Source organism: Parasedimentitalea marina (assembly GCF_004006175.1).
Classification (GTDB): domain Bacteria; phylum Pseudomonadota; class Alphaproteobacteria; order Rhodobacterales; family Rhodobacteraceae; genus Parasedimentitalea; species Parasedimentitalea marina.
The window spans coordinates 3,231,631-3,257,986 of sequence record NZ_CP033219.1 but is presented as its reverse complement, the minus strand read 5'-3'; the positions used below and the strand labels follow the sequence as shown (position 1 = coordinate 3,257,986).

At 57.4% G+C, this 26,356-nt stretch carries 30 protein-coding genes; 17 read left to right on the top strand and 13 right to left on the bottom strand.

Annotation, left to right across the window (positions count from 1 at the left end):
• The first annotated feature begins 28 nt into the window (after positions 1-28).
• Positions 29-1,468, top strand: a complete 1,440-nt coding sequence (locus EBB79_RS15725) for a uracil-xanthine permease family protein (RefSeq protein WP_127749776.1) — start codon at positions 29-31, stop codon at positions 1,466-1,468.
• A gap of 102 nt (positions 1,469-1,570) precedes the next feature.
• Here EBB79_RS15725 and EBB79_RS15720 read toward each other — a convergent pair whose 3' ends face one another.
• The 3 genes from EBB79_RS15720 to EBB79_RS15710 form a co-directional block, all read right to left on the bottom strand.
• Positions 1,571-2,557: a type I glyceraldehyde-3-phosphate dehydrogenase gene (locus EBB79_RS15720; RefSeq protein ID WP_127749775.1), complete on the bottom strand. Its 987-nt coding sequence runs from the start codon at positions 2,555-2,557 to the stop codon at positions 1,571-1,573.
• Positions 2,558-2,681: 124 nt separating this feature from the next.
• Positions 2,682-2,993, bottom strand: a complete 312-nt coding sequence (locus tag EBB79_RS15715; RefSeq protein ID WP_127749774.1) for a hypothetical protein — start codon at positions 2,991-2,993, stop codon at positions 2,682-2,684.
• Between the two features lie 93 nt (positions 2,994-3,086).
• The gene (locus tag EBB79_RS15710) at positions 3,087-3,908 is read right to left on the bottom strand and encodes a bifunctional allantoicase/(S)-ureidoglycine aminohydrolase (protein WP_127749773.1); all 822 of its coding nucleotides are present in this window, start codon (positions 3,906-3,908) and stop codon (positions 3,087-3,089) included.
• Positions 3,909-4,097: 189 nt separating this feature from the next.
• Here EBB79_RS15710 and EBB79_RS15705 point away from each other — a divergent pair, with 189 nt between their 5' ends.
• Positions 4,098-4,445 (top strand): hypothetical protein, encoded by a 348-nt coding sequence (locus tag EBB79_RS15705; protein WP_127749772.1) that lies wholly within the window; start codon positions 4,098-4,100, stop codon positions 4,443-4,445.
• A gap of 49 nt (positions 4,446-4,494) precedes the next feature.
• Here EBB79_RS15705 and EBB79_RS15700 read toward each other — a convergent pair whose 3' ends face one another.
• On the bottom strand, positions 4,495-5,271 hold the full coding sequence (locus EBB79_RS15700) for an IclR family transcriptional regulator (protein WP_127749771.1): 777 nt from the start codon (positions 5,269-5,271) through the stop codon (positions 4,495-4,497).
• 139 nt (positions 5,272-5,410) lie between these two features.
• On the opposite strand from EBB79_RS15700, the gene EBB79_RS15695 reads away from it, so the two are divergent.
• From EBB79_RS15695 to EBB79_RS15680, 4 genes are all read left to right on the top strand, one after another.
• Complete coding sequence (locus EBB79_RS15695) at positions 5,411-6,730, top strand: Rieske 2Fe-2S domain-containing protein (RefSeq protein WP_127749770.1); 1,320 nt, start codon at positions 5,411-5,413, stop codon at positions 6,728-6,730.
• A gap of 24 nt (positions 6,731-6,754) precedes the next feature.
• Positions 6,755-8,206 (top strand): glutamine synthetase family protein, encoded by a 1,452-nt coding sequence (locus EBB79_RS15690; RefSeq protein WP_127749769.1) that lies wholly within the window; start codon positions 6,755-6,757, stop codon positions 8,204-8,206.
• A gap of 102 nt (positions 8,207-8,308) precedes the next feature.
• Positions 8,309-8,668 carry a glycine cleavage system protein GcvH gene (gene gcvH, locus EBB79_RS15685; protein WP_127749768.1) on the top strand — a complete coding sequence of 120 codons (360 nt, stop codon included), beginning with the start codon at positions 8,309-8,311 and terminating at the stop codon, positions 8,666-8,668.
• A gap of 244 nt (positions 8,669-8,912) precedes the next feature.
• Positions 8,913-10,148: an acyl-CoA dehydrogenase family protein gene (locus tag EBB79_RS15680; protein ID WP_127749767.1), complete on the top strand. Its 1,236-nt coding sequence runs from the start codon at positions 8,913-8,915 to the stop codon at positions 10,146-10,148.
• An 82-nt stretch (positions 10,149-10,230) separates the two neighbouring features.
• Here the strand turns inward: EBB79_RS15680 and EBB79_RS15675 are convergent, their stop codons facing one another.
• On the bottom strand, positions 10,231-10,854 hold the full coding sequence (locus EBB79_RS15675; RefSeq protein ID WP_127749766.1) for a hypothetical protein: 624 nt from the start codon (positions 10,852-10,854) through the stop codon (positions 10,231-10,233).
• A 215-nt stretch (positions 10,855-11,069) separates the two neighbouring features.
• On the bottom strand, positions 11,070-11,837 hold the full coding sequence (gene truA, locus EBB79_RS15670; protein ID WP_127749765.1) for a tRNA pseudouridine(38-40) synthase TruA: 768 nt from the start codon (positions 11,835-11,837) through the stop codon (positions 11,070-11,072).
• A 122-nt stretch (positions 11,838-11,959) separates the two neighbouring features.
• Between truA and EBB79_RS15665 the strand changes: the two genes are divergently transcribed.
• The 3 genes from EBB79_RS15665 to EBB79_RS15655 are packed head-to-tail and all read left to right on the top strand — an operon-like array spanning position 11,960 to position 14,816.
• Positions 11,960-13,375 carry a YcjX family GTP-binding protein gene (locus EBB79_RS15665; protein WP_127749764.1) on the top strand — a complete coding sequence of 472 codons (1,416 nt, stop codon included), beginning with the start codon at positions 11,960-11,962 and terminating at the stop codon, positions 13,373-13,375.
• Positions 13,372-13,830: a GNAT family N-acetyltransferase gene (locus EBB79_RS15660; RefSeq protein ID WP_127749763.1), complete on the top strand. Its 459-nt coding sequence runs from the start codon at positions 13,372-13,374 to the stop codon at positions 13,828-13,830. The genes EBB79_RS15665 and EBB79_RS15660 overlap by 4 nt, the downstream gene beginning before the upstream one ends.
• A complete protein-coding gene (locus tag EBB79_RS15655; protein WP_127749762.1) occupies positions 13,827-14,816 on the top strand; it encodes a YcjF family protein in 990 nt (329 codons plus the stop codon). The genes EBB79_RS15660 and EBB79_RS15655 overlap by 4 nt, the downstream gene beginning before the upstream one ends.
• A 26-nt stretch (positions 14,817-14,842) precedes the next feature.
• Here the strand turns inward: EBB79_RS15655 and EBB79_RS15650 are convergent, their stop codons facing one another.
• Complete coding sequence (locus EBB79_RS15650; RefSeq protein ID WP_127749761.1) at positions 14,843-15,271, bottom strand: group III truncated hemoglobin; 429 nt, start codon at positions 15,269-15,271, stop codon at positions 14,843-14,845.
• Between the two features lie 47 nt (positions 15,272-15,318).
• On the opposite strand from EBB79_RS15650, the gene EBB79_RS15645 reads away from it, so the two are divergent.
• Entirely contained in the window at positions 15,319-16,638 is a 1,320-nt protein-coding gene (locus EBB79_RS15645; protein ID WP_127749760.1) for an SDR family oxidoreductase, read from the top strand.
• Complete coding sequence (locus tag EBB79_RS15640; protein ID WP_127751030.1) at positions 16,638-17,114, top strand: DUF2269 family protein; 477 nt, start codon at positions 16,638-16,640, stop codon at positions 17,112-17,114. Before EBB79_RS15645 ends, EBB79_RS15640 begins: the two co-directional genes overlap by 1 nt.
• 129 nt (positions 17,115-17,243) lie before the next feature.
• Here the strand turns inward: EBB79_RS15640 and EBB79_RS15635 are convergent, their stop codons facing one another.
• The 5 genes from EBB79_RS15635 to lgt form a co-directional block, all read right to left on the bottom strand.
• Positions 17,244-18,026: a Hint domain-containing protein gene (locus EBB79_RS15635; protein ID WP_127749759.1), complete on the bottom strand. Its 783-nt coding sequence runs from the start codon at positions 18,024-18,026 to the stop codon at positions 17,244-17,246.
• A gap of 335 nt (positions 18,027-18,361) precedes the next feature.
• Positions 18,362-18,523 carry a hypothetical protein gene (locus EBB79_RS24485; protein ID WP_164860831.1) on the bottom strand — a complete coding sequence of 54 codons (162 nt, stop codon included), beginning with the start codon at positions 18,521-18,523 and terminating at the stop codon, positions 18,362-18,364.
• A gap of 271 nt (positions 18,524-18,794) precedes the next feature.
• Positions 18,795-19,550 carry a peptidoglycan editing factor PgeF gene (gene pgeF / locus EBB79_RS15630; RefSeq protein WP_127749758.1) on the bottom strand — a complete coding sequence of 252 codons (756 nt, stop codon included), beginning with the start codon at positions 19,548-19,550 and terminating at the stop codon, positions 18,795-18,797.
• Positions 19,547-20,614, bottom strand: a complete 1,068-nt coding sequence (locus EBB79_RS15625) for a class I SAM-dependent methyltransferase (protein ID WP_127749757.1) — start codon at positions 20,612-20,614, stop codon at positions 19,547-19,549. Before EBB79_RS15625 ends, pgeF begins: the two co-directional genes overlap by 4 nt.
• A gap of 2 nt (positions 20,615-20,616) precedes the next feature.
• Positions 20,617-21,510 carry a prolipoprotein diacylglyceryl transferase gene (lgt, locus tag EBB79_RS15620; RefSeq protein ID WP_127749756.1) on the bottom strand — a complete coding sequence of 298 codons (894 nt, stop codon included), beginning with the start codon at positions 21,508-21,510 and terminating at the stop codon, positions 20,617-20,619.
• A gap of 97 nt (positions 21,511-21,607) precedes the next feature.
• Between lgt and EBB79_RS15615 the strand changes: the two genes are divergently transcribed.
• From EBB79_RS15615 to EBB79_RS15595, 5 genes are all read left to right on the top strand, one after another.
• Positions 21,608-21,856 (top strand): accessory factor UbiK family protein, encoded by a 249-nt coding sequence (locus EBB79_RS15615; RefSeq protein WP_127749755.1) that lies wholly within the window; start codon positions 21,608-21,610, stop codon positions 21,854-21,856.
• 338 nt (positions 21,857-22,194) lie between these two features.
• The gene (locus EBB79_RS15610) at positions 22,195-22,695 is read left to right on the top strand and encodes a type III secretion system chaperone family protein (RefSeq protein ID WP_127749754.1); all 501 of its coding nucleotides are present in this window, start codon (positions 22,195-22,197) and stop codon (positions 22,693-22,695) included.
• A gap of 39 nt (positions 22,696-22,734) precedes the next feature.
• Entirely contained in the window at positions 22,735-23,550 is an 816-nt protein-coding gene (gene proC, locus EBB79_RS15605) for a pyrroline-5-carboxylate reductase (protein WP_127749753.1), read from the top strand.
• The gene (locus EBB79_RS15600) at positions 23,543-23,881 is read left to right on the top strand and encodes a tRNA-binding protein (protein ID WP_127749752.1); all 339 of its coding nucleotides are present in this window, start codon (positions 23,543-23,545) and stop codon (positions 23,879-23,881) included. The genes proC and EBB79_RS15600 overlap by 8 nt, the downstream gene beginning before the upstream one ends.
• Positions 23,881-24,831 carry a 2-hydroxyacid dehydrogenase gene (locus tag EBB79_RS15595; protein WP_127749751.1) on the top strand — a complete coding sequence of 317 codons (951 nt, stop codon included), beginning with the start codon at positions 23,881-23,883 and terminating at the stop codon, positions 24,829-24,831. The genes EBB79_RS15600 and EBB79_RS15595 overlap by 1 nt, the downstream gene beginning before the upstream one ends.
• 92 nt (positions 24,832-24,923) lie before the next feature.
• Here EBB79_RS15595 and EBB79_RS15590 read toward each other — a convergent pair whose 3' ends face one another.
• Positions 24,924-25,514 carry a thymidine kinase gene (locus EBB79_RS15590; protein ID WP_127749750.1) on the bottom strand — a complete coding sequence of 197 codons (591 nt, stop codon included), beginning with the start codon at positions 25,512-25,514 and terminating at the stop codon, positions 24,924-24,926.
• A gap of 375 nt (positions 25,515-25,889) precedes the next feature.
• Here EBB79_RS15590 and EBB79_RS15585 point away from each other — a divergent pair, with 375 nt between their 5' ends.
• Positions 25,890-26,348: a hypothetical protein gene (locus EBB79_RS15585; RefSeq protein WP_127749749.1), complete on the top strand. Its 459-nt coding sequence runs from the start codon at positions 25,890-25,892 to the stop codon at positions 26,346-26,348.
• Positions 26,349-26,356 lie beyond the last annotated feature (8 nt).

Sequence of the window (26,356 nt, the reverse complement as noted above, 5' to 3'; positions counted from 1 at the left end):
CAGTGAATTTAACAATAGGGACAAGAACATGACCACTGGAAGCATCGGGACACCGCAGCAGTTGCGCGATCCCAATTATACGCCGGCCCTGTCGCAGGCGATCCCGCTGGGGATACAGCATGTGCTGGCGATGTTTGTATCAAACGTCACGCCGGCCATCATCGTGGCAGGCGCAGCCGGGTTTGGATTTGGCTCGGATGCGGGGGCTATGGGCTTTCCGGATATGACCTACATGATCCAGATGTCGATGCTGTTTGCCGGCGTTGCGACACTGTTGCAGACAATAACACTGGGCCCGGTTGGGGCAGCGCTGCCAATCGTCCAGGGGACAAGCTTTGCGTTTTTGCCGATCATGATCCCATTGGTGGCGGGTAAAGGCGTTGATGCGCTTGGCGCGCTGTATGGCGGGGTGATTATCGGTGGCCTGTTCCATGCGCTATTGGGGACGTTCATCGGTAAAATTCGCTTTGCATTGCCGCCCTTGGTGACTGGCTTGGTGGTCATGATGATTGGGTTGATGCTGGTGAAGGTCGGCATCCAATATGCGGCCGGCGGTGTTCCGGCCAAGATGTCTGGCGCGCCGGAATACGGATCGTTGCTCAATTGGTCAGCCGCGCTGGTTGTGATCATTGTGACCCTAGGGTTGAAGTTCTTCGCTCGTGGGATGCTGGCGATTTCGGCGGTGCTGGTCGGTCTGGGGGTCGGTTATCTCTATGCCTTGATGATGGGCATGGTGACCGTCCAAGGCATCAGCGACAACTGGCGCTTTGCCAAGAGCTTTGCCCTGCCTGAGTTCTTCAAATACGGGTTCGAGCTAAGTGCGGCGGCGGTTATCGGTTTCTGCCTGATGGCCTTTGTTTCTGCGGTTGAAACCGTTGGCGATGTCAGCGGTATCACCAAGGGCGGTGCCGGACGTGAAGCCACAGACAATGAAATCACCGGAGCAACATACGCCGATGGTGTTGGGACGGCCATTGCCGGGTTTTTCGGAGGGATGCCAAATACCTCGTTCAGCCAGAATGTCGGGCTGATCGCGATGACCGGCGTTATGAGCCGCCATGTGGTGACCATTGGCGCAATTTTTCTGATCATCTGCGGGTTGATTCCCAAAATCGGGGCGATCATACGTACCATCCCGATCGAGGTCCTCGGTGGCGGTGTCATCGTTATGTTCGGCATGGTTGTTGCCGCCGGTATTTCGATGTTGTCGGATGTAGCCTGGAACCGTCGCAATATGGTGATTTTTGCCATTTCGCTGTCCATCGGTTTGGGACTGCAGCTTGAGCCCGGCGCGGTGCAGCACCTTCCGGATACTTTGCGGATTCTGATGACTTCGGGGCTGTTGCCTGCCGCGCTGCTGGCGATGGTGTTGAATCTGGTCTTGCCACAGGAGTTGGCAGATGAATCTATCGACGAGGTTTCGGGTGGACATGCGGGCCACGGTGAAGGTTCGTTGCCGCACGACTAAGGAAAAAGGTGCGAGGGGCCAGCCCCTCGCGCTCCCCGGAGTATTTGGGAAAAAGATGAATGGGGCGGCGGCTTGGTGCTGCTGTTCTGGGTCCAGTCAAGCCTAAGTAGCGGCCATTCGCCGTGCAACATCCAGCATACGTGCAGAGAAACCCCATTCATTGTCATACCATCCAAACAAACGCAGCTGTTGGTCGCCCACCATGCGGGTTTCTGGCGCCGCAATGATCAGGGATTCAGGTCTGGCGCGTAGATCAGACGATACCAGTGGCATCTCGGTCCAACCCAAAACGGAAGAGCTGGCTACGCTCTCTTTCAATGTGGTGAGAATAGTTTCTTCGTCAGTGGGTTGCGATAGCTGCACCACCAGATCCACGGCTGACACGCTGGCGCTGGGAACGCGCACGGATGCGCCGCTGATACGGCCGGCCAGATGTGGCAGAACAGTGTCGATCAGGTCAGTCGCCGATGTAGAGGTCGGAACCATCGATAACGCGCCACCGCGGGAGCGCGCAAAGTCGCCACGCGGAGCGTCCACCATGGGCTGCGAATTTGTGTAGCAGTGGATGGTGGTCATATGAGCGGTCTTAATGCCGGCAACCTGATCCACCAGCTTGATCAGCGGTGCCAGCGCATTGGTGGTGCAAGAGGCGTTAGAGACAATACGCGTGCCCTCAAGCGCAGCATCATTGGCGCCCAGCACCACCGTTTGCTCGGCAGCGGGCGAGGGACCTGAGATCAATACCTTACGTGCCCCCGCTGCCAGGCCGCGCTCGGCTACGCCCGAAGTGCGGGCAATGCCGGTGCATTCCAACACCACATCAACGCCACTCAGATCGGCCTGGGTCAGGTCAGAAAACTGGCTGACAGGGATTGAACGCCCCATCACGTTCAGTGTGGTGTCGCCCATTTCCACTGGATGGGGGAAGGGGCCAAAGGTGCTGTCGTATTGGAACAAATAGGCGCACATGTCCAAGGGGGCGATGTCGTTGATCAACACCACCTCTATTCCGGCACCGCGTGGCGTGGTCAGAAGCTGGCGCAGGATCGCGCGGCCGATACGGCCAAATCCGTTTATTGCAATTTTCATATCGTGACTATGGCAGGGGATCAGGCATGGCTCAATCCACCTTGATCTGAAATTTGATCACATTTTTTGAAGGCTGTGTTTCAACAGCGCTTATGCGTGGCATCCTCCAGATTAGAAGGTGCTATCAGGGGCAAATCATCCGGGCATAATAGGAGCCATCGATCGATTTCACCATCGTGTCAATATTAGCGCTGCAGCCGGTTGCGGCCTTAAATGCACGGGTGGCTTGGCGCGCACCGATCATGGCAGATGGACGAAATGGCAGCAGTTCCACGTTCAACCGAGTGGCGCGAAACCACCCCTCTGCTTCTTTGACAGGCTTAACAACCCAGTTGCGACCCAAAACGGTGACCTGCTTGCCCTCGACCTCTTTGGCTTGGGCCATTTGGGTCATTGTCATGGCCAGTGTGGCGGCCAGGATCACTCGTTTCAACATGCCATTTCTCCGCATAAATCACTGTGCCGCAACTTTAACGCAGGTTGCGGCACATGCAATGGCAAAGGGCTCAGTTTGATTAGCCCAGTTTAATCAACCGAGTGGCATATGGCGATTGACGTCTTTGTACAGCAGATATCGGAACCGGCCCGGACCGCCTGCGTAACAGGCCTGTGGGCAAAAGGCACGCAGCCACATGAAGTCGCCGGCCTCGACCTCGACCCAATCTTGGTTCAACTTGTAGACGGCTTTGCCTTCAAGAACGAACAGCCCGTGTTCCATCACGTGGGTTTCAAGGAACGGGATCACACCACCGGGTTCAAAGGTGACTATGGTGACGTGCATGTCGTGGCTCATATCTTCAGGATCCATGAACCGGGTGGTGGCCCAGCGGCCTTCGGTGTCGGGCATCACATTGGGTGCGATATCCTGCTCATTCAGCACATAGGCGGTTGGCTTTTGTACCCCAGGGGCCGATTGCCATTGTTTGCGGATCCAGTGAAAGGAGGCCAGGTCAGTGCCCGCGTTGCGGATAGACCAATCCCCGCCTGCGGGAAGGTAGGCGAAGGCGCCGGGCACCAGTGTATGGGACGTACCATCAATGGTCAGCTGCAGGCTGCCTTGGGTCACAAACAGTCCGGCCTGTGCGGTTGCATCGCTCTCGGGACTGTCCGAACCGCCACCCGGTTGCAGTTCAACAATATACTGTGAAAAAGTCTCGGCAAAGCCGCTGAGGGGGCGGGCTATGACCCACATGCGCATGCCATCCCAACCGGGCAGGAACGAGGTCACGATGTCGCGCATGGTTCCTTTTGGAATCACTGCATAGGCATCGGTGAACATGGCGCGGTCGGTTAGCAGCTGGTCTTGTCCCGGATGGCCACCCTGAGGCGTGTGATAGTTGGGCTGTGCCATTGGCGGATCCTTTTTCATGTGTGTGGTGTAACTATGGGGGCGTCTTTGCGCGACCAAAAGATGGGCTTGTCTGATAGCATCCTTCGCAAATATTTGAATATCGCTCAGCTGGCTTTGGACAATAAGCAAAGCGCGGTGTATCGCTAGGGACGAGCTGCCGAGATGGCATCGAATTTCTGAGGGTCTGATATGAAAAAATTTCTTAGCGCCTGCGCCATTATGGCTGTCGTGAGCGGTGCCGCGGATGCCAAATCACTATCGCGCATTTTGGCCGAAACCGGTCTTAACAGCGAGGATTTCGACTTGATGGGGCAGTATGCAGCTGGATTATACGACCGCGGCACACCCAAGGTGGGCGCTGTTGCGCAATGGTCCAATAACAATAGTGGTGCGGCTGGAACCGTAACCCTGGATGCGGTCAACGGAAATTGTGTGTCTATTAGGCATGAGGCTACGGCGGGTGGCAAAGACAAGCCAGTGTTGATCCATACAAGGCGCTGTAAGAATGCAGATGGTATCTGGGTGTTACAGCCCTGACTTGGGCCAGCTAGATCAAAATCAGTACGGTCTGACGCAGGGCAGGCGGCTAGAGACCTTCGATTGCTTTCGTCTGGCGCAGTTCCGCAGCGCATAGTTGAAGCTCACGCAGGATATTTTCTGGTCGATGCTGCACGCCTAACCCCCGTGGGGCGGTGCTGCCGACAACCACTGGCGTGTCACCAGGCCGCGAGGCCGCAACTGCATATCCAATGATACCGGTTTCAAATTCCCCGTCCGTAACAACCAGTCCGTCCTGTCGGGCCTGATCAATGCGTTCGATGATTCTGCCGGGATCTTGGATCGATTGCTCTGTGTGACCGGGGATATGGTTTCTCTGCACAAGATCATTTGCCTGATCCGATGGCAGGCAGGCCAGCAACATTCTACCCAGACTGGTATGGAGTAGCGGAATACGGGCGCCTGCAGTGAACCCATAGGTCACCGGGCCGTGATCTACGGTTGATTGTGCCAGCAAGAGCACCTGATCATTGTCCAGCATCGCCAGCGTCATTTCAGCGCCAAGACTGGTGGCGTGGTGATCCAGCACAGGTTGCACCCGCAGGCCAAATTGATTTGCCTGCAAGAAACCTCCGGCCAGTTCCAATACTCTGGGTGTCAGTGACAGCATACGCCCGTCCTGACGTAGATACCCGGCCTGAACCAAAGTTAGGGCGCCGCGCCGCGCAGTGGCCCGATCCTGTCCTGTCCGGCGGGCAATTTCCGCCAGGCTCATGCTTGGGCTAGCGGCGTCAAATACGGCCAATACTGCCAAGCCCTTAGCAAAACTGGATGAAATATTACGGTCTTGCTCTTTGCTAGGCATCTGGCCCCTCGTGGAAATTCCAAACCAACCTTGACAGCTTTGAATTGCTCTTGCAGTTTGGTCGTAACTCGTACCATTAGTGCGATATACGTACAAAGTCAAGTCAGCATTTTCGACTTGTCAGCGAACAGGAGCCACAATGATCAGCCAGCAGATGAACGATAGCCTTACGCAAGTGAGCCAGGGAACCGACGCCGGAGAGGTCTTGCGGCGCTATTGGCAGCCAGCGGCCTTGCTGGATGAGCTGGAGCAAGCCCGCCCGGTGGTCCCGGTGAAGCTACTGGGCGAAGATCTGGTGTTGTTTCGCAATGGCGAGGGTGATCTGGGCTTGATCGGCCGTCATTGTCCACATCGTGGTGCAGATTTGTGTTATGGACGGCTAGAGGACAACGGGCTGCGCTGTCCGTTCCATGGTTGGCATTTTGATCGTTCCGGTCAATGTGTTGAACAACCCGGAGAGCCCGAAGACAGCCGTATGCATGAGCATATTAAATCGGTGTCCTATCCGGTGGTTGAGAAGAACGGCATTATATGGGCCTATATGGGCCCCGGGACTCCGCCAGCTTTTCCAAATTTTGACTGCTTTCGTGCCCCCGGCACCCATGTATTTGCCTTCAAAGGCCACTGGCAATGCAACTGGTTGCAGGCAATGGAGATTGGCATTGATCCGGCCCATGCTTCGTTCCTGCATCGGTTTTTGCAAGATGCAGAAGAGACTGAGGACGGTTACGGCAAGCAGTTTCGCGACTCGGCGGCGGATACCGGCATTCCGATGACCAAACTGCTGCGCGACTATCCGCGTCCTGAAATCAGCGTGGAGGAGACCAATTATGGCCTGCGGTTGACCGCTCTGCGGCACCTGGACAATGGTCAGACCCATGTGCGTGTCACCAACCAGATCTTTCCACAATCGATCGGTATTCCGATGTCGCGGAACATGACCATCACCCAGTGGCATGTGCCAACAGATGATGAAAATTGCTATTGGTATACAATGTTCACCAGCTTTACCGACCCTGTGGATCGGGACTTGATGCGTGATCAGAGACTGAAAGAACATAGCCTGCCGGGCTATATGCCTTTGAAAAATGCCTCGAACAATTATGGCTATGACTCTGCCGAACAGGCCAGTGAGACCTATACGGGGATGGGGCTGGATATCAACGTGCACGATCAGTGGGCTGTCGAGAGCATGGGGGCGATACAGGATCGAACCCAAGAGCACCTGGGCAAAACCGATGTGGGGATCATTCGCTATCGCCGGATGCTGCGCGCCGCCATTGAAGCTGTCAAAGAGGGCCGCGAAGAGGCACTGCCAATGCATAATGCTCTGGACCTTACGACCTTGTTTGGCCCAGTGTCCAATGATGCTATTGCCAAGGACGGCAACTGGAGCAAGGCCTCGGCAGACTCTGATACTGCGCGACGTTCGGCTTGCCCATGGGATGCGTCTGTCTAAAGCATTTACTGCAGGGAGCGCAGCATGCGGAATGAATTCAAGGCCGGTAAGCTAGCCCAAATGGGCCTTTTGTCAGCAGAAGATCGTGCCAAAGCGGCAGAGCTGGTGGCGCTGGTACAGTCCAAGGGCATCGAAACTGTGCGGGTGTTGTTCGTTGATCAGCATGGCATTTTGCGCGGTAAGACCATCGTCGCCAATGCCTTTGCTTCGGTGTTTGACGCCGGGATGGCAGTGCCGTCAACGCTGCTGCTGAAAGACACCTCGCACCGCACTGCTTTTGATGTGTGGTCGTCTTCAGGCGGAAAAGATGCCGGGCCAATGCAGGGGGCGGGGGATGTTTTGCTGGTGCCCTGTCCGGATACCTTTCGGGTCTTGCCCTGGTCGCCGCATTCGGCCTGGATCTTTTGTGACGTGGTCACTCGCAGTGGTGGCCCGGTGCCGTTCAGCTCACGGCAGGTGTTGCGCAGCGCTATGGACCGGTTGGCGGATCAGGGCATGGCAGCGGTGGTTGGGCTGGAGGTTGAGTTTCACGTCTTTGACCGGATTGATGGGGCCACCGGGCATCACCAATCCGGCGCCCCTGGTACCCCGATCGAGACCCGCAATCTGGCGCAGGGCTATCAGTTTTTGACCGAAACCCGCTATGGTGAACTGGAACCCATTCTTGATGATCTGCGCCGAAATGCGCAATCTCTGGGGCTGGCGGTGCGCTCGGTCGAGGTGGAAATGGGGCCTAGTCAGGTTGAGTTCACCTTTGACCCCGCCGATCCGATGACCCAGGCCGACGCCATGGTGATGTTTCGCACACTGGTTAAGCAGGTCTGCGCGGCGCGCGGGCTGCACGCCAGTTTCATGGCTAAACCGCGCCTTGAAAACACCTGTGCCAATGGTTGGCATATCCACCAGTCGCTGTTGGATCTGAACACTGGCCGTAATCTGTTCATGCCGGACGAGGGGGGCGGGTTAACACCGCAGGCCAGTGGCTGGATCGCTGGCTTGCTGAAACACGCCGCTGCCGCCTCGGTTATGATCGCGCCAAGTGTGAACAGTTATAAGCGATATCTGCCGTTCCAACTGGCCCCGAACAAAATTCAGTGGGGCGAGGACAACCGCGGTGCCATGTTGCGTGCACTGCTGCTAGAGGGTGACAGCGCCAGCCGGGTCGAAAACCGCGCGCCGGACTGTTCTGCCAATCCATATTATGCGCTGGCGGCCCAGCTGATTGCTGGATCAGAGGGCATCGCCAATGGCCGTGTCGCCCCGGCTCCGACAGTGTCACCTTATGATGGGGACGGACGCCAATTGCCGCGCTCCTTGGGGGATGCGCTGCAGGCCTTTGAACTCTCGCCCTTGTTCCGTCAGTCGCTTGGCGACGAGTTTGTGGACTACCTTTTGCATCTCAAACGTTTTGAGTGGAACCGCTATCTAAACACGGTCAGCGAGTGGGAGCAGGCGGAATATTTTAACCTCTACTGACTGTGGGTCACAGGGTGCTTAGCCTGTTTGCCGCTTGAATGGCGTCAGTGCGATTGTTAGCTTGTCGCAACATAAAATCCTTGGGTCAAAGGGACACAGAAAATGAAATTCACCGAAGAACATGAATGGCTACTGCCTGAAGGCGATTTGATCATCGTTGGCATCACCGCACACGCTGCCGAGCAACTGGGCGATGTTGTGTTCATCGAACTGCCAGAAGCCGGCATGGAAGTCACCAAGGATGAGGAAGTTGTGGTGATTGAATCCGTCAAAGCCGCCTCGGATATTCTGTCGCCGCTGGACGGCGAGATTGTTGAGGTCAACGAGAGCCTGACCAGCACACCTGGATTGGTCAATGAGGATGCCCAGGGCGGGGCCTGGTTCTTTAAGATCAAAGCCTCGGATTTGTCGGTGATGGAAGATTATATGGACGAGGCCGAGTACCAGAAATTTGTCGGCTGACGAATTTTGTCGGGATCATCCGGTTTAGAGTGAAAGAATGGAGGCGGGCCCAACTGGGCCCGCCGCTGTATTTCTGACCCCTTTGGTAAACAAAGGGGCGGGCCTCTGGCAGGGATATTTATGGCCAGATGAACGAGGGAGTTTGATTTGCGATGTTACGTGTCGTCACTCAGGTGGACAAGCGGCGCGGGTCTGGGACATGGTTTCAGGTAAGATAGACGCGGCAGTTGGGAGGCAGGTCCAGATGGATATGAATTTTAGCGTGCGGGAGGAGACCCGCGCATTACTGGATCGGGTGACGGCCATGATCCGGGATGAGGTGATGCCGCTGGAAGACGCTTATCACGCAGAAATCAACACAGGCGATCGCTGGCAATATACCGCGCGTCAGGCCGAAATCCTGGAGGGGTTGAAGGCCAAAGCCAAGGCGGCGGGGCTGTGGAACTTTTGGTTGACGGACAGTGACAGGGGTATTGGCCTGAGCACTGTGGAATACGCCTATTTTGCGGAACAGATGGGCAAGACACCGCTGGGGGCTGAGGTCTTTAATTGCTCGGCTCCGGATACTGGCAATATGGAGGTGTTTGAGCGCTACGGCTCGGACGCGATGAAACAGAAGTGGTTGAAGCCACTTTTGGCCGGTGAGATCCGATCGGCCTATCTGATGACCGAGCCGGATGTCGCCAGTTCGGATGCGACAAATGTCGCGATGTCCTGCCTGCGCGATGGGGACGACTATGTGCTGAACGGAGAGAAGTGGTGGGCCAGTGGCGCCGGGGATCCGCGCTGCAAGGTCTATATCGTCATGGTGAAGACGGCGGGTGAGGAATTGCCCAAACACCAGCGCCAATCGATGATTGTGGTGGCTGCAGGCACTGCGGGGATCGAGGTACTGCGGCCAATGCAGGTCTATGGGCATGATGACGCGCCGCATGGACATATGCATCTTCGGTTCACAGATGTCCGGGTGCCGGCGGAAAATATTCTACTCGGCGAAGGGCGCGGATTTGAGATTGCTCAGGGCCGGTTGGGCCCAGGGCGCATCCATCACTGTATGCGCGCCATTGGTCAGGCGGAAATTGCACTGGAGCAGATGTGCCGTCGATCCCTGGCGCGTGAAGCTTTTGGCAAGAAGCTGGCGCAGCTAGGGGCCAACTACGACATCATCGCCGAATGCCGAATGGAAATCGAGATGGCGCGGCTGCTATGTCTGAAAGCTGCCTGGTACATGGATCAGGGCGACGCGCGTGCAGCGGCGCCGTGGATTTCTCAGATCAAGGTGGTGGCGCCGCGGGTGGCGTTGAAAGTGATCGATGAGGCGGTGCAGATGTTTGGCGGTCAGGGGATTTCACAGGATACCCCATTGGCCCAGGCCTGGACCCATGTGCGGACACTGCGACTGGCGGATGGGCCGGATGCGGTGCACCGGCGTCAAGTGGCGCGGGTCGAGCTGAAAAAATACACCCAGGAAAAGATGTAGCCAGTGGTCCTCGGTTGGTTGGATCTAGGACCAACCGGGGACAAGGTCCGCTGGCGGCGACGTCAGCCATCAGGCCGTTTTATTATCGTTTGCCTTTGGCCACCTTGGCCACCTCTTGCGATATGACTTTGCGGATCAGTTTGTCGTAATTCTTGATCTGGGTGTCGACCAGTTTGACGTGCCTTTTTTCCATTTCCGAAATGACTTTTTTGAGTTCATCGATCTTCTTTTCTAACGAGCTGTCATGGTCATCGACATATTTACGTGCCCGGACAAGGGCCTGACGGTTTTCCTCGGCCTCATGTGCGTTGGCTTTGACTTGAGACGCGATGCCCTGGACTTCGGTGTCGACATATTTACGAGCCCGGATCAGCGCCTGACGATTGCCTTCAGTGTCGCCAGTATTGGCTTTGATCTGCGAGTCGGTGGCTTTTAAGTGGCCGTCGATCTCACTGAATTTCTTGACGAGCGTTTGAACGTTCTTGGCGGATTGATCGGCCTGTTGTTCGATCGCGGCCGTTCGCTTGGCGTCTTCCTGTTGGTTTGCTTTCAGCTTGGCGGCCAGCATTTTGTCGTTTTGGAATAAGACGTCCTTGATATTGTGTTTGTTTTTCTCAAACCTCTGTTCTGACAGTTTGCTTTGCTCGACCAGCTGTTTCTCCAGGTTTTGGACTTTTCTCTCGAGGGTTTGAAGGTCATCGGGCATTGTTGCACCTTTAGTTGCGATCCCATGTTGTATGGGCTGAGGGTCCTCAGCCTGATCCCCACTTGGTCAACTGTAGGGTCAGGGTATCACTTAGGTGGGCTGTGGCCGAAGGCAATTCTTGCAGGCGCCTATAGGTCTAGGTCGAATTTCTGGCGGTACAATCTGTGCAAGAGTAACCTAATCGGGCCCTGGTCCTTGCTGATTGGGCCGGCTGATCAGTCGAACACTGGTTCGGGATAGATCACCCGGGCCAGGTACAGCCCGTGGCCGGGGCAAACAGGGCCACAGGCGGCGCGGTCGCAGGCGGCCAAGGCGTCGCCGACATCCTGGGGGGACCATGACCCGGCGCCGACCCGCTCCAATGTGCCAACAAAGCTGCGCACTTGATTGTGGAGAAAACTGCGGGCGCGGACGTGAAAGTGGATTTCCGGACCGGAAAAGCCGCTCACCCGCTCGACCCGCAGCTCGTCCAGGGTTTTGACCGGGCTTTCGGCCTGACAAATGGTTGAGCGGAAGGTGGTGAAATCATGCCGCCCGATCAGCAGATCCGCTGCGGCCTGCATGGCATTGACGTCCAGGTCATTTTTAAGCTGCCAGACCTGGCCCTCCTCATGGGTGACAGGGGCGCGGCGGGTCAGGATGCGAAACAGGTACTGCCGTTCCAATGCAGAAAACCGGGCGTGCCAGTCGTCAGCAACCTGAACACAGGCAGTGATAGCCACCGGGGCGGGTTTCAGGTGGTAGTTTAGCGCCTCGGACAGGCGAAAAGGATCCCAGTCGCGTGTCAGATCGCAATGCGCGACCTGACCTAGCGCGTGCACCCCTGCATCTGTGCGTCCGGCGGCGGCAATCGTATGAGGTCCGGGTTCGAGTTTCGCCAGGGCATGCTCGATCGCACCCTGCACCGAGGGCTGATCTTTCTGGCGCTGCCAACCGGCAAAAGGCGCCCCCTGATATTCGACTTTCAAAGCATAACGCGGCATGGCGGCGCAACTAGCGTGCCAGAGGGGCCCGCACAAGCCCTGTCTTTACAGGAAGATTGGCACTGGTAAGGATGACCCTGCCTGCCTATATTTTTGGTAGGGTATTGGGACGGGACGCGATTTTGGTGATTTCTTCATTTGCCGACGGGGTTGCGCGCGGGATTGAGCGGGTGAGCGATTCTGTGTCGGAGCGACTATTTGAGCCAACAATCCGGCTGGGCGTGACCGGTCTGGCGCGGTCGGGCAAGACAGTGTTTATCACGGCATTGGTGGCCAATCTGCTGAACCGAGGTCGTATGACGCAGCTCAGCGCAGTGCGGGATGGGCGGATCAATGTGGCGTTCTTGCAGCCGCAACCGGACGACACCGTGCCACGGTTCGATTATGAGACACATCTGGCAAAGTTGATTGGTCCCGACCCCCAGTGGCCTGAAAGCACACGCGCGATATCCGAGTTGCGGTTGAGCCTGAAGGTTGCGCCTGCCGGGTTGCTGGCAGGACTGCAGGGCCCCCGCACAGTTCATATCGATATCGTGGATTATCCGGGTGAATGGTTGCTGGATCTGGCCTTGCTGGACAAAAGCTATGACAGCTGGTCAGCCGAGGTTTTGCAGCGGATCAGGCCACGTAGATCTGCGCGCGATTTTCTGGCGCAGGCGCAAGCAGTCGATGCGGGTGCTGACCATGACGAGACAGTAGCTCAGACACTGGCCAAGGCGTTTTCATCCTATCTGGCAGCGGCGCGGCAGGATGGGTTCTATGATTGCACGCCGGGGCGGTTCTTGCTGCCTGGAGATCTGGCAGGTTCGCCTGTGCTGACCTTTGCGCCGATCCCGTTTCAGGGTAAGTCTCAGCGCGGATCAATCCATCGCGAAATGCAGCGCCGGTTCGAGGCCTACAAGCGTAAAGTTGTACAGCCGTTCTTTCGTGATCATTTCTCTCGCATTGACAGGCAAGTGGTGCTGGTCGATGCGCTGAGCGCAATTCACTCTGGGCCGCGCGCGCTAGAAGACCTGCGTCATGCAATGGCGGATATTCTTGGCGCTTTCCGTCCAGGCCGCAACGCCTTGCTGTCCCGGATACTGCGCGGCAAGCGAGTTGAGAAAATCCTGTTTGCTGCAACCAAGGCAGACCATTTGCATCACACGCAGCACCCTCAGATGACCGCCATAATCGAGGCCCTGACACGCGATGCACAGGACCGCGCAAGGTTCGCAGGCGCCCAGACGTCGGCTCTGGCGCTGGCCTCATTACGGGCGACAACCGAAGAACTGCGCAACCACGATGGGGCCGACCTGGGCTGCGTGCGGGGCACCTTGCTGGACAGTGGCAAACAAGCGGCGTTCTATCCGGGCGCCTTGCCCGATGACCCCGGTCAATTGTTGGGACCGGCGCGTACCGGCGCTGATAAATGGCTGAATGGCGACTATCAGGCGATGGCCTTTGCACCTGCCAAGCTGTCTCTGAAACCAGGAGACGGCCCGCCGCATATCCGGCTGGACCGGGCCGCCGAATTCCTGATCGGAGATCTGCTATGAGCGGCATTATACGCGAGGCGCGGGCTTTTGATGCACAGGCCACGGCGGAAATAGTCTATCAGTTTCAGCAGGACACCGCTTGGATGCCAAACCTTTATACCCTGGATGAGGTGGTTGGCTTTTGCCGCACAATGATCGATCGCGGCTGGGTCACCGTGGCCCAGGAGCAAGGGCAGGTGATTGGCTTTCTCGCGCGGGATCAGGAAGAGGTCTGTTCGCTATATCTGCTGGCCGAAGTTCGGGGGCGAGGCCATGGACGGGCCTTGTTGGCCAATGCCAAGGCCTCCAGCCCGCGTCTGGTCTTGCGGACGTTTGAGGCAAATGAGGCCGCGCGGCGTTTCTATCACCGCCAAGGGTTTATCGAGGTGGGCCGCAGTGATGGATCAAGCAACGAGGAAGCACTGCCAGATATTTTCCTGCAATGGATGGATGGCCCGACGGGAGATCAGGCATGAGCAATAAACCGATGCTGTTTGATATCCAGGAGACGGACCCAACGCCGGATGTCTCAGCAGCACCCACTGTGCCAGACCTGACACAGGCGGCCCCTGACGCTTCGATGCAACAGGCGGCGCGACTGGCTGCGCGAAAACCCTCGCGGTTGGTGCGGTGGTTCTGGAGTATTGTGGCGACCTTGGTTGGTGCCGTTGTATCGGTTGCAGCCTGGGATTTCGCCACTGGTTTGATTGTCCGGTTGCCGGTGCTGGGCTGGGCGGTGACTGTTGGGCTGGTGGTTGCCTTGGGTTTGGCTCTGCTGATGGGCCTGCGGGAGCTGGCGGCGCTGGCGCGTTTGCAACGGGTGGATGGATTGCGCCGCCGGGCGGCTGATATCGGCGATGATCTGAAGGTTGCAAATACCTATTCTCTTCAATTGGATAAATTTTACGCAGGCCGGGATGATCTGTCTTGGGGTCGGGCCCGGCTGGCTGAACGCCGCGGCGAGCTGCTGGACGCCGATGCGGTGGTGACCCAGACCGAGGCAGAGCTGCTGGTCCCCCTGGACGCCGCGGCTTTGCGCACAGTCGAGGGGGCCGCGCGTCAGGTCGCGACGGTGACCGCACTGGTGCCGCTGGCGCTGGCAGATGTGGTGACGGCGCTGGTGTCGTCGATGCGGATGATCCGGCAGGTGGCCGAGATCTACGGCGGACGCGGCGGTTTCTTTAGCTCATGGCGGCTAACCCGTGCGGTTCTGTCCCATCTGGTGGTCACCGGGGCCGTTGCGGTGGGTGATGATCTGCTAGAGCCAGTTTTGGGCGGCACAGTCCTGTCCAAACTGTCGCGACGATTTGGCGAGGGGCTGATCAACGGCGCGCTGACGGCGCGTGTGGGCATCGCCGCAATGGAGGTCTGCCGCCCTATGCCGTTTGGAGAGGGGCGCAAGCCCAAGGTGCGGGCCGTGGTTAAGCGGGCCCTGACCGGGCTGTTTGGGAAGAGCGAGTGAACGCTCTGACAGTCGGGGAGCGAGGTCTAGAATAGCTTTGGCGGTTGGTCCTTGGGCTGGCGCATAGAGACAATGCCCGCTCGAAAACCCTCGCCAATCCGATCGGCCAGTGCAGCCCAGCTCAGCGCCAGATGGTCGGGTAATTGTTCGTGCAGCACCTGATGAAACAGATCCAGCCACATAGGGAAATGTTCGGCTTTGACATCCGGGCGAGTCAGATGTTCTCGCATGGGATTGCCGTTATAGCTTTTCTCGCGCAGGATCGCATTGCGCCAGAAACGGGCGATCTTGTCTTCATGCTCGGGCCAGTCGGTCGCTGCGATATGGTTGGCAAAAATGGGCCCCAAAGTAGCGTGTCGGCGGATCTGCGCATAAAAGGCGGTCACCACGTGGTTGATTTGATCCGCGGTGATATCAAAGCGTTTCAAGGGGTTGTCGGGGGTGGTATCGGGCATGGGACGGCCTGCAAGTGACGTTTTATGTGGCATAGATAGAGGGCAGCATGGCTGAGGAAAAGGGACAAAGCGTCGCGCGGATTTTGGTGCTTGGCGGCTATGGATTTATCGGCGCCGAAGTGACGCGCGCCTTGTCGAAGGCCGGTTTTAGCCCCTGCGCAATGGGCCGGGACGCGGCATCCGCCGCAAGGGTCCTGCCAGAAGTCCGGTTCCTGCAGGGTGATCTGCGTCATTTGCAGGCTGTCAGTGACTGGACTGCAATACTGACCGAGTTTGACCTGGTGGTGAATTGCGCAGGCGCTTTGCAAGACAGCCGCGACGATGATTTGGCGGCGGTTCACCATGGGGCCGTGGCCGCACTGGCGCAGGCCGCCGCGCAGCGTGGGATTGGAGTGGTGCAGATTTCGGCTGTTGGGGCGACAAAGGTGGCCAGTACCGAATTCATGCGAAGCAAAGGCCGAGGCGACGATGTGTTGCGCGGCCTGGGCGGCTCTGTTTGGATAGTGCGACCCGGATTGGTGATCGGGCGCACGGCCTATGGCGGCACCGCGTTGCTGCGTATGTTGGCGGCAGTACCGGGCGTGCAGCCCATGGCGCTGGGACAGGTGTGGGTGCAATCGGTTTCCGTTCAGGATGTCGCCGGGGCCGTGCTTGCAGCGGCTGAAGGGCAGCTGCCACCCGGAGAATATGATTTGGTTGAAGAGGAGCCGCAGACCCTGCGTCAGGTCGTGAGTGAGACCCGCAAATGGCTGGGCTTTGCACCTGCACGATTGACGCTGCCCTTGCCGCTTTGGCTGGTGCGGCAGGTTGGACGAATGGCGGATCAGATGGGGCGATTGGGCTGGCGCTCGCCATTACGATCAACTGCTATACAGGTGCTGGAGGAGGGGATCGGAGGAGATCCAGGGCCCTATCGCCATGCGACTGGGCAAATGCTGGGCTCGCTGCAGGATGTTTACGCAGCGATGCCGTCTGGGCCAGAGCATCGATTGGCGGCGCGCATGGCGCTGATGATGCCAGTCTCTGTGGCGGTTTTATCCTTTTTCTGGCTGGCCTCGGGGGGGATTGGGCTTTGGCAAGTCAGAGAGGCAGCCGACACGCTGATCGATGTTGGTTGGTCCCCTTTGGCGGCAACGGTTGCCGTGGTGTTTTGGTCTGCTGTGGATCTGAGTCTGGGTGCGGCGATCCTGTGGCGTCCCTGGGCGGCGCGAGCCTGTCTGGCAATGGTCGCGGTGTCGCTGATTTATATGATCTCTGCTGCGGTGTTCACACCGGACCTGTGGTTTGATCCGCTGGGCCCGATGATCAAGGTTGCCCCCGGAGTGATTTTATCGCTGATCACCCACCAACTGTTGCAATCGCGATGATGGATCTGGATCTGATACTACGCTGGCTGCACGTGCTTGGCGCCTGTGTTTTGCTGGGCACTGGAGCGGGCATTGCCTTTTTCATGCTGATGGCGCACCGCAGCAAAGATCCGGCCATTATTGCCCATACGGCCAGCGGTGTGGTTCTGGCTGATTTGTTGTTCACCACCAGTGCAGTGATCGTGCAGCCTGTCACCGGGACCCTGTTGGCCTGGAAGCTGGGCTGGGACCTGACCGAGGGTTGGTTGTTGGCGTCAATGGGACTGTATGTGCTGACGGGGATTTTTTGGTTGCCGGTGGTCTGGATTCAGATCCGCCTGCGCGACCTGGCGCGGCGGGCGGTCAAAGAAAGCGCGGTGTTGCCGCGTGCGTACTTCCGCCTGTTTGCCATCTGGTTTGCATGTGGCATTCCGGCCTTTGTTGCAGTGCTGTCCATTTTGTGGCTGATGCTGGCGCGTCCGGATCTGACGCTATGAGGCTGAAGTTCTAGTCAGGCAAAAGCAAGAAGAGGGGGGCGCTGCCCCCTTTTGGCCGAAAGGCCAATTCACCCCCGGGATATTTTTGGCCAGATGAAAGCGGATGCCGCAGGTAGGTCTGGAGTTGCGTCAGGATGGCAGGGAGCCAAACTGGCCGTCACCAGCGCGGCCATAGGCCAATGGACCGAAATCGGACAACTGGTCAATATGGCTGAACATATTCAGATATAGGGTTCGTATGGCGTGACTGGTCAGTTGCAGTGCCTTTGGCCCCGGATGATAAGTTTCGAACGCGATCCCGCCGATTTTGATCACGGCATGGTTTTCCAGGCAGAGATGGAACAGTTCAACGGGGGTGGGCGGCGCGGTTTCTACGATGGTCATGCCGTCGTGAAATTCGTGGACTGGGGTCAGCAGCGGTGCGGCCCCGGCGATGGCCCGCAGGTGAGGGGGCGTTCGTAATACCCGAGCTGCGGGGCCGGCAATCACACAGGACATTGGTCCTTGCAGGCCAAAGCAGTCGGCCATGAAACTGGTGAGTTTGTGGTTTTGCCCCCGTTGGGGTGCACGTCCTGGGATCAGGCTGCTGCTGCCTTTCCACATCAAAGTCTGCGCGGTGCCGTCCTGGGTCAGCAGGCGGTCGCCGGGCAGCAGATCCTCGACAGCAATCGGGCCGACCTCAGTGTCCACTAGCGATCCGCGGGAAAAGGCGCTAAAGGCTTCTTCGAACAGTGGCAGGGCTGGTGCGATGTGGTGGGTCTCAGTGACATTGCCGTTGGGCAGAAGGCTGGCAACCTCAAACCGTCGCAACTGGGGCCGGTTTGAGGCCCGCAGCGTTGCGGGATCCTGCAAAATTGCACTGGATTTCGCCACATTATTTGCTGCGCGTTGTAACGAGTGAGGGATCGTCATTATCGTCAGACCTTTTTCAGTTGTGCATTCGCGTCGGCCTCCACCGCAAACCTGAATGCTCAGTTTGGGTTCTCTATACTGAGAAAAATGGCGGCTATTACATCAGTTTGTCAAAAGAACTATCGGACTCTGGTTAACGTGTTTTATTGGTCCGTCGGGCTGCTTTCGGCGTCGGCACCAATATTGCCGTAATGTCCAAAAATACTGTAAGCACGGAGTTGCTTGTCCATAAGGGCCAGTGAATTGAGCCAGTAAATCGTCGACGGCACTGCCGATCGCGGCGCTGATAAAACAGGGCCGCAAAATCTATGTCACACGAGCATCCAACGTGGAAATCAGGCCTGTTTTACGAGTTCTGACTTGGTTTCGGCGGTGCTTTGGCCACGGCGGCGGGCAATAGATGCGCGTCGGGCAGGACCGCGGGTCCAGGGCATGGCAACGTCGTGATTTTGTGCACTTGTAATGATTGAATTCAGGAACTTTGTTTTAGTCGTCATTGCACTTCTCCTGCCGGGCAACTTTAGTGCCCATTGCTACGGTTGACTAAGGTATGATGGTGTAATGCGCCCCCAATGTGGCTGTTAGGTGGAATTTGACATAAATTTGGGTGAGGCGGATGCCTTGATGAATAAGCTTTGAAAACACTTGTTTATTTTGGATCTACTGCCTTTGTAGACATGCTGAAGGTGTCAAATGTGGCAGCATTTTTACAAGGCTGCCGCAATCCGCGCGGATGCTGGAGTATTCTCGATAGAGATAGCGCGGAACTTACAGGCGAATACAGGAAATCAGGCGGCCATAATCGGCTTCTTTGCTGTGGGTTGCACGCCGGTAAGAGAAAAACCGATCGGGGTCGGAGTAGGTGCAGTGATTGGTCCATTCGGCGTTTCCGATGCCCGCCTGTCGCAGCTTATTCAGGCCCAGTCCCGGCAGATCGAACAAGTACTTTCCTGAATCTCCGTTGGCAAAAAACCGGGCGTTGTCAGCATCTTGAATCATGAAATCGTCAAAGAATTCCTCGCCGACTTCATAGGCGCGTTGCGAGATGGTTGGCCCGATCACTGCCACAGTGTTGGTGCGGTCCGCGCCGAGGGCTACCATCGCGTCCAGAGTGGCCTCGAGTACCCCGTCCAGGGCTCCGCGCCAGCCTGCATGGGCAGCCCCAATGACGCCGGCCTGGGCATCCGCAAACAGGACCGGTTGGCAATCTGCAGTCAGGATGGAGAGGGCAATACCAGGGACATTGGTGACCAGGGCATCTGCCTTGGGACGCTCTGTTGTGGGCCCTGTTATTGTCACCACATCAGGTGAGTGGATCTGATGAACGCCGGTCAAGGCGGGAGGGTCGACCTGCATGGCCTCGGCAACGCGGGCGCGGTTCAGATTAACCGCCTCGGTTTGATCGGACGAACCTGCACCGCAGTTGAGGCCCTGAAATATTCCTGAAGACGCCCCGCCGCGGCGGGTGAAAAATCCATGTCGGATCGGTGAAAGCGCGTCAGAGGTGAGAATTTCCAGCGTCATGCGTTCAATCCTGGTGGCGGAGTGGCTTGATCTGGGTAGAGCCCCAGTACTTTAAACAGATTTCCCATTTCCTGTGGATGCGTCAAGCGTTGATGTGCAGCAATCAAGCTGTCCAGTGCGCTACCCGACAAAGGAGCGGCCAGCGCTTGGGCGCGGGTTGTGATGCCAAGACGCTCCAGAAAGATACCCTGGGGGGTGACACGGCTATAGGCGCAGCCCGCAGTTTTGGCTGCCAGGGCCAGAGCCTCAAAATCCACATGCGCGGTCAGGTCTGCCTGGCCGGGGTCACTTAGCGGGTCTGTGGATTGGTGATTACGCAGCGCCTGCAGTGTATCGCCAAGAGCGCGCCAATCGCCGTAGTCCACAATCAGGGCGGCTCCGCCATGACTTGCGATGCGTTGTGCGACAGTGGCGATGATCGGCATTGCGGTTTCGCAAATCTCGACCAGATCGCCGTCTTTGGTATCGGTCAGCCGATGGTCCAGTACAGGCTGCGCGGTCAGAGGGCCAAGACCAAATGTCAGCTCACCCTGCTTCAGTCCAATCCGTTTCTCCCGCCATTGTGTGCCCTCGCGCAGGAACTGACGAATGGGCAGCGCGTCGAAGAATTCGTTGGCAACCAACCACAGGGGCTGATCGGGCAGCGCGCTAACGGTGTCTTGCCATTGGACTTGATAGGCGCTTAGGGCGTCTTGTTGCCTGTCTTGCAGGGTCGGCGAGGCCTCGATCAGGACAATCTGCGCGGCCGCGTGAAAGCCGGGAACGGATTTGGTGGCCCGTAGCAGGTCGGCCATCAGAGTGCCCCGTCCGGGGCCAAGTTCGGCCAATGTGAACCGGGCCGGTGAACCCTGATCCAGCCAGCTTTGGGCCATCGACAAGCCCAGCATCTCGCCAAACATCTGGCTAATTTCAGGTGCGGTGATGAAATCGCCTGCTGCGCCCAGGGGATCACGGGTGGTGTAATAGCCATATTTTGGGTTTAGCAGGCACTCGGTCATGTAGTCGGCCACGGACAAGGGGCCATCGACATCGATCCGGGCAATCAGGTGATTGTGCAGGCTCATGCTTAACCTGCTGCCCTGGACTGCGCGCGCAGGATGAAGAAAAGGCCCAATAGGATCATCGGCAGTGACAACATCTGACCCTGTGTGATGCCGGTCCCGTCGATTTGCCAGGCCAGTCCCAACGGGTTGCCGGATGAAATGAACTGGGCGTCTGGCTGGCGGAAAAATTCCACAAGGAAACGCGCGGCACCGTAAACGGCGAGAAACACGCCCAGAATCAGGCCGGGCCTGTGAAAGGCACCGCGACGGTAAGCCAGCCATAGCAAAACAGCACCCAACAACAGTCCTTCCATCATGGCTTCGTAGAGTTGCGAAGGGTGACGGGCGCAGATCTCTCCGAGGGCCTGACCGCAATCTTGTGCGCTGTAGCCTGGAAACGCGACCCCCCATGGCAGGTCAGTGGGGCGGCCCCAAAGCTCGGCGTTGACGAAATTGGCCAGTCGACCCAACAGCAATCCGGGGGCAACCGTGTGCGCCACCAGATCCGCCATGCCAAGTTTGGGAATGTTATGGCGTGTGGCAAAGATCCAACTGGCAACAACGACACCAATCAGCCCGCCATGAAAGGCCATGCCGCCCTCCCACACCTTCAGGATTTGCAAGGGATCCGAGAGGTAGACGCCGGGTTGATAAAACAGCACGTATCCCAGCCGTCCGCCCAGGATGACACCCAGAATGATCCAGGTCAGCAGGTCTTCGACCTGTTCAGGGCGCATGGGCGGGGTTTGGTCGGGCCACAGAGCGGGCCGTTTCAGAGCGGCAAGGGCCAGCCGCCAGGCAATGAGAATGCCGACGATATAGGCCAGTGCGTACCACCGCAGGGCAAACTCGACCCCGGCAATGGAAATCGAGAAAATATCAGGCGAGAGGTCGGGGAATTGGATCATTGCATACATGGAAATCTGAATGCCTGTGCTGTGGATGTAAAGTCAACGCCTTGCCGTCGACCAATTGCTTGCCCATATAGGGTGCAAGCCAGACATGGAGAAGACTATGCAAACCAGAAATAAGATCCTCGACGACATTTCCCAGCTTATGACTAACGCTATGGGCGTTGCGCAGGGGGCCAAGGACGAGGCCGAAACAGCGATGAAAAGTCTGATGGACCGCTGGTTGGCTGATCGCGACTTTGTGACCCGTGAAGAGTTCGACGCGGTGCGCGCCATGGCGCAAAAGGCCCGTGAAGAGAACGAAGCGCTGGCTGCTCGGCTGGCGGCGTTGGAAGGCGCATCGAAAGACTGACAGCACTTTGGTGCTGGTGTTTGGTCAATTCGCAGCGGTCCCGTGTGTGCGGGGTCGCTTTTTGAGTATTTTTGAAAAGATGAAGATTTAGCGGGTCTGAGGGAATGGTCCGCATGTTGGATATTTGGCGGCATGTGAGCAGACCTGTATCTTGGGGCATAGGCACCATTCATCCACAACTTATTGCAGTTATCCCCAAAATAAGGGTTGCCACGGGACGTCTCCAGCTCCACCATATCTGGTATGGATACGGGGGATACACCCCGGTCAATTGTGCAATCAGCTAGCCAGTGGGGCCGAAGGGTTCTGTGCAGCTAGAGATTTTGTGAGGTGGCACCGTGACCCTTTCCGAGCATCACCTGGACGATGAAATTCATCCAATCGACATCGTCGAGAATCTGGCCTCCCATCATGACTGGGAATTTGATCGTATTGGCGATGACCAGATCGCAATGGCAGTCGAGGCGCAGTGGCGGACCTATTCGCTGACACTGGCCTGGTCGAGCTATGATGAAACCCTGCGCATGGTCTGCAGTTTTGAAATGGAGCCACCTGAAGACAAGGTGCCCAAGCTTTATGAACTGCTCAACAAGATGAATGATCAGTGTTGGGCCGGTGCGTTCACCTATTGGGCCGAGCAGAAACTGATGATCTATCGCTATGGGCTGGTGCTGACCGGTGGTCAGATCGCCGGGCCGGAGCAGATCGACACCATGATCAACAGCGCCGTGAGCAACGCTGAGCGGTATTATCCGGCGATCCAATTGATGGTCTGGGGTGATCGCTCGCCCGAGGACGCGATGCAGGTGGCCATTGCAGAGGCCTATGGTCGCGCGTAACACTCTGCTCTGAAGTGAGAGACAGGGAAGGGCGGGCATATGGATATGACGGATATTGCAGCACGGGGGTTGGTGCTGTTGGGCTGCGGCAAGATGGGATCAGCGATGCTGGCTGGATGGCTGGACGGCGGTTTGCCTGCTACGTCGGTGTCAGTGGTTGACCCGTATCCGTCAGAATGGCTGCAGGGGACCGGTGTTGCGATCAATAAACCACTGCCAGCTGTGCCGGCCATAGTACTGATCGCGGTCAAGCCGCAGATGATGGGCGCAGCACTGCCCAATCTGCAATTGCTGGGCGGTGGCGAAACGGTGTTTGTCTCGGTGGCTGCGGGCACATCTATTGCCACGTTCCAGGACATTCTAGGTGGGGACACACCGATCATTCGGGCGATGCCCAACACACCTGCAGCCATCGGCCGGGGTATTACGGCGATCATCGGCAACGAGGCTGCCAGTGCGACTGATTTGGACGGTGCAGAGTTGCTGCTGTCAGCGGTGGGTCAGGTGGTGCGTTTGGACAGCGAGGCTCAGATGGACGCAGTGACGGGGGTCAGCGGATCCGGACCGGCCTATGTGTTCCACTTGATCGAGACCCTGGCGGCCGCAGGAGAGGCGCAGGGGCTTCCGGCGGAGCTGTCCATGCAATTGGCCAAAGCAACGGTTGCAGGGGCAGGGGCACTGGCCGAGGCCGCCGAGGAGAGCCCCAGCCAGCTGCGGATCAATGTCACCAGTCCTAATGGCACAACACAGGCGGCGCTTGAGGTGCTGATGGATGAAAACGGTGGATTTCCAGCTTTGCTAAACAGGGCTGTCGGCGCCGCAACCAGTAGGTCTGTGGAGTTGTCACGTGGCTGAGATTTCATTTGATGAGTTTTTGAAGGTGGATGTGCGCGTGGGCACGGTTTTGCGCGCAGAGCCTTACCCTGAGGCCCGGACCCCGGCGATCAAGCTGTGGATCGATTTTGGCGATGAGATCGGCGAGAAAAAGACCTCGGCGCAGATAACTGCGCATTACCAGCCAGAAACACTGGTCGGTAAGCAGGTGATGGCGGTGGTGAATTTCCCGCCGCGTCAAATAGGCAAATTTATGTCTGAAGTGCTGGTACTTGGGCTGCCGGATGCCAGTGGAGAAATCCGCCTGATCGGTCCCGACGGACAGGTGCCTTTGGGTGGAAGGATGCATTGATGCGGGTTTTCTTATCACGGCCATTAACGGTCGAGGTCGAGACACGGGCGCGGGCGGAGTTTGATGTTGAAATCCGCAGCAACACCGCAGTGATGTCAGCAGATGAAATGCAGCGCGCATTGGCTGAGTTTGACGTGGTTATGCCAACGCTGGGCGATGCTTTTGACGCCGGAGTGTTTTCACGGGTGCCAGAGCCCCGGTGCAGGCTGCTGGCCAATTTTGGGGTAGGTTTCAATCATATCGATGTGGCCGCAGCGATGTCTGCGGGTATTGAGGTGACAAATACGCCTGGCGCAGTCACAGATGCCACGGCGGATACTGCCATGACCCTGATGCTGATGTCAGCGCGGCGAGCGGGCGAGGGCGAGCGATTGGTGCGCTCGGGGCAGTGGCAGGGGTGGCATCCGACCCAGATGCTGGGCCTGCATCTGAGTGGGAAACATGTTGGATTGGTCGGTATGGGGCGGATCGGGCAGGCGATCGCACGGCGCTGTCATTTCGGGTTTGGAATGAAGGTGAGTTATCTTGCCCGCAGTGCCAAAAAGTTGGATTTTGAGGCCCGCCGTGCGCAGGATCTGTCGCAGATGGCGGCAGAGGTGGATGTGCTGGTGGTCGCAGTTCCTGGCGGTGCCGAAACACGGCATCTGATCAATGGTGACGTGCTGTCAGCAATGCGTCCGTCGGCGCATCTGATCAATATTGCCCGTGGTGAAGTGGTTGACGAGTGCGCCCTGATCGCCGCGTTGCAGGCAAAGCAGATTGCCGGGGCGGGATTGGATGTTTATGAGTTTGAACCGCAAATCCCGCAAGCGCTGTTGGATCTGGACAACGTTAGCCTGTTGCCGCATTTGGGCACCGCAACCGAAGAGGTTCGAAGCGACATGGGGCATATGGTATTGGACAATATCGCTGCATTTATCGCAGGGCGGGAGCTGCCCAATCCGGTTTGAAGCAAGGGCCGGATTGAAGCAAGGGAATGGGGCGCTGCCCCAAACCCCGGAGTGTTTATGAAAAGATGATGGTGGGCCGCCGATTCGGTGCCTTACCCAGCGGTCAGATCGCCAACTGATTCGCGCCAATGGCGGCGGCAGAGCGACACGTAGGTCTCATTGCCGCCGATCTGAACCTGCGCGCCCTCAGTTATAGCATTGCCATTTTCGTCCTGGCGAATGACCATTGTTGCCTTGCGCCCACAGCGACAGATGGTGCGGACCTCGCGCATTTCGTCTGCCAGTGCCAACAGTGTTGCGGAACCAGGAAACAATTGGCCTTGAAAATCAACGCGGAGACCGTAGCACAGAACCGGCAGGTTCAGATCATCGACGACACGGGCCAGTTGCCAGACCTGATCCGAGGACAGGAACTGCGCTTCGTCGACAAAAACACAGGCGATTTCTCCCTGTGATATGCGGTCGCTGACCATAGTAAAAAGATCATCTGAGGGTACAAATACATCTGCCTCGGCGCCAATACCAATCCGCGATGCGATGCGACCTGCACCGGCACGGTCGTCAACCCGGGCGGTCAGCAGGTAGGTGTCCATGTTGTTTTCGCGATAATTGTGTGACGCCTGAAGAAGAACCGTCGATTTACCGGCGTTCATGGTTGAGTAGTTGAAGTAGAGTTTTGCCATTCGCGTGGTTTAACGGCTGGGGGGCAGGGTTGAAACCACTTTTGCAGCGAAAGACCATATTTTGCGGCTTGCCATACTTGGGAAAACAAGCGCCGCCTGTCTGCCTTAACCATACCGGGCGGAACGACCCTGGGGATGGACGGAAAAAGACAAAACAAGCAGCGCTTTTGACCGCGAAAACCGGCCAAGGATCAGGATACTCACACACTCCTAGTCCCAAATAGGCACCAAATGGGAAAATTCCATCATTCACTCTTTAAGATCCCGGAAACCTGAGGGATAGCAAAGGTATTGCATTTCGATTACAAGACGATAATGGGAAAAAGTTCGGGCGGTTCCCCATGGACCGCCAGACTAAAAGCCGGGACACAATAGATGGCGGAAATTGGGACTTATCTAAAAAAACACACTGAGGCCCTGGTTAAAGATGTAGGAATCGAAGCAGCCTGCCAGATCACCGGGAAATCCAAGGCAACACTGGGGCGGTACTACTCTGACAATGCGGAACATGCAGACCGGTTTATGCCGGTGGATGCGGTTGCCAAGCTGGAACAGGAGTCCTCGTTTCCGCATGTGACATCAGCACTGGCAGACCTCAAGAAAATCTCGCTGTCCTATGACGACCGCAGGCCCAATGCGCCGAGCAGCGGTGGGGTGAATTCGGATGTCATCGCCCTGAGCCAACGGTTTGCCATGTTGATGGGAGAATATCAGTCCGCGATGGAAGATGGTATTATCACTGTCAACGAAGCCAAGCGCCTGCTGCGCGAAACGGTGAATTTGCAACATGTGTTGATCGACATGAAATTGCACCTGGAAGAGGAAAGCGCCTGAGGCGCCAG

Excerpts from the sequence above, each read along its gene's own strand:
- EBB79_RS15725 (WP_127749776.1), top strand. The coding sequence starts at position 29 with ATGACCACTGGAAGCATCGGGACACCGCAGCAGTTGCGCGATCCCAAT.
- EBB79_RS15720 (WP_127749775.1), bottom strand. The coding sequence starts at position 2,557 with ATGAAAATTGCAATAAACGGATTTGGCCGTATCGGCCGCGCGATCCTG.
- EBB79_RS15715 (WP_127749774.1), bottom strand. The coding sequence starts at position 2,993 with ATGTTGAAACGAGTGATCCTGGCCGCCACACTGGCCATGACAATGACC.
- EBB79_RS15710 (WP_127749773.1), bottom strand. The coding sequence starts at position 3,908 with ATGGCACAGCCCAACTATCACACGCCTCAGGGTGGCCATCCGGGACAA.
- EBB79_RS15705 (WP_127749772.1), top strand. The coding sequence starts at position 4,098 with ATGAAAAAATTTCTTAGCGCCTGCGCCATTATGGCTGTCGTGAGCGGT.
- EBB79_RS15700 (WP_127749771.1), bottom strand. The coding sequence starts at position 5,271 with ATGCCTAGCAAAGAGCAAGACCGTAATATTTCATCCAGTTTTGCTAAG.
- EBB79_RS15695 (WP_127749770.1), top strand. The coding sequence starts at position 5,411 with ATGATCAGCCAGCAGATGAACGATAGCCTTACGCAAGTGAGCCAGGGA.
- EBB79_RS15690 (WP_127749769.1), top strand. The coding sequence starts at position 6,755 with ATGCGGAATGAATTCAAGGCCGGTAAGCTAGCCCAAATGGGCCTTTTG.
- gcvH (WP_127749768.1), top strand. The coding sequence starts at position 8,309 with ATGAAATTCACCGAAGAACATGAATGGCTACTGCCTGAAGGCGATTTG.
- EBB79_RS15680 (WP_127749767.1), top strand. The coding sequence starts at position 8,913 with ATGGATATGAATTTTAGCGTGCGGGAGGAGACCCGCGCATTACTGGAT.
- EBB79_RS15675 (WP_127749766.1), bottom strand. The coding sequence starts at position 10,854 with ATGCCCGATGACCTTCAAACCCTCGAGAGAAAAGTCCAAAACCTGGAG.
- truA (WP_127749765.1), bottom strand. The coding sequence starts at position 11,837 with ATGCCGCGTTATGCTTTGAAAGTCGAATATCAGGGGGCGCCTTTTGCC.
- EBB79_RS15660 (WP_127749763.1), top strand. The coding sequence starts at position 13,372 with ATGAGCGGCATTATACGCGAGGCGCGGGCTTTTGATGCACAGGCCACG.
- EBB79_RS15655 (WP_127749762.1), top strand. The coding sequence starts at position 13,827 with ATGAGCAATAAACCGATGCTGTTTGATATCCAGGAGACGGACCCAACG.
- EBB79_RS15650 (WP_127749761.1), bottom strand. The coding sequence starts at position 15,271 with ATGCCCGATACCACCCCCGACAACCCCTTGAAACGCTTTGATATCACC.
- EBB79_RS15645 (WP_127749760.1), top strand. The coding sequence starts at position 15,319 with ATGGCTGAGGAAAAGGGACAAAGCGTCGCGCGGATTTTGGTGCTTGGC.
- EBB79_RS15640 (WP_127751030.1), top strand. The coding sequence starts at position 16,638 with ATGGATCTGGATCTGATACTACGCTGGCTGCACGTGCTTGGCGCCTGT.
- EBB79_RS15635 (WP_127749759.1), bottom strand. The coding sequence starts at position 18,026 with ATGACGATCCCTCACTCGTTACAACGCGCAGCAAATAATGTGGCGAAA.
- EBB79_RS24485 (WP_164860831.1), bottom strand. The coding sequence starts at position 18,523 with ATGACGACTAAAACAAAGTTCCTGAATTCAATCATTACAAGTGCACAA.
- pgeF (WP_127749758.1), bottom strand. The coding sequence starts at position 19,550 with ATGACGCTGGAAATTCTCACCTCTGACGCGCTTTCACCGATCCGACAT.
- EBB79_RS15625 (WP_127749757.1), bottom strand. The coding sequence starts at position 20,614 with ATGAGCCTGCACAATCACCTGATTGCCCGGATCGATGTCGATGGCCCC.
- lgt (WP_127749756.1), bottom strand. The coding sequence starts at position 21,510 with ATGTATGCAATGATCCAATTCCCCGACCTCTCGCCTGATATTTTCTCG.
- EBB79_RS15615 (WP_127749755.1), top strand. The coding sequence starts at position 21,608 with ATGCAAACCAGAAATAAGATCCTCGACGACATTTCCCAGCTTATGACT.
- proC (WP_127749753.1), top strand. The coding sequence starts at position 22,735 with ATGGATATGACGGATATTGCAGCACGGGGGTTGGTGCTGTTGGGCTGC.
- EBB79_RS15595 (WP_127749751.1), top strand. The coding sequence starts at position 23,881 with ATGCGGGTTTTCTTATCACGGCCATTAACGGTCGAGGTCGAGACACGG.
- EBB79_RS15590 (WP_127749750.1), bottom strand. The coding sequence starts at position 25,514 with ATGGCAAAACTCTACTTCAACTACTCAACCATGAACGCCGGTAAATCG.
- EBB79_RS15585 (WP_127749749.1), top strand. The coding sequence starts at position 25,890 with ATGGCGGAAATTGGGACTTATCTAAAAAAACACACTGAGGCCCTGGTT.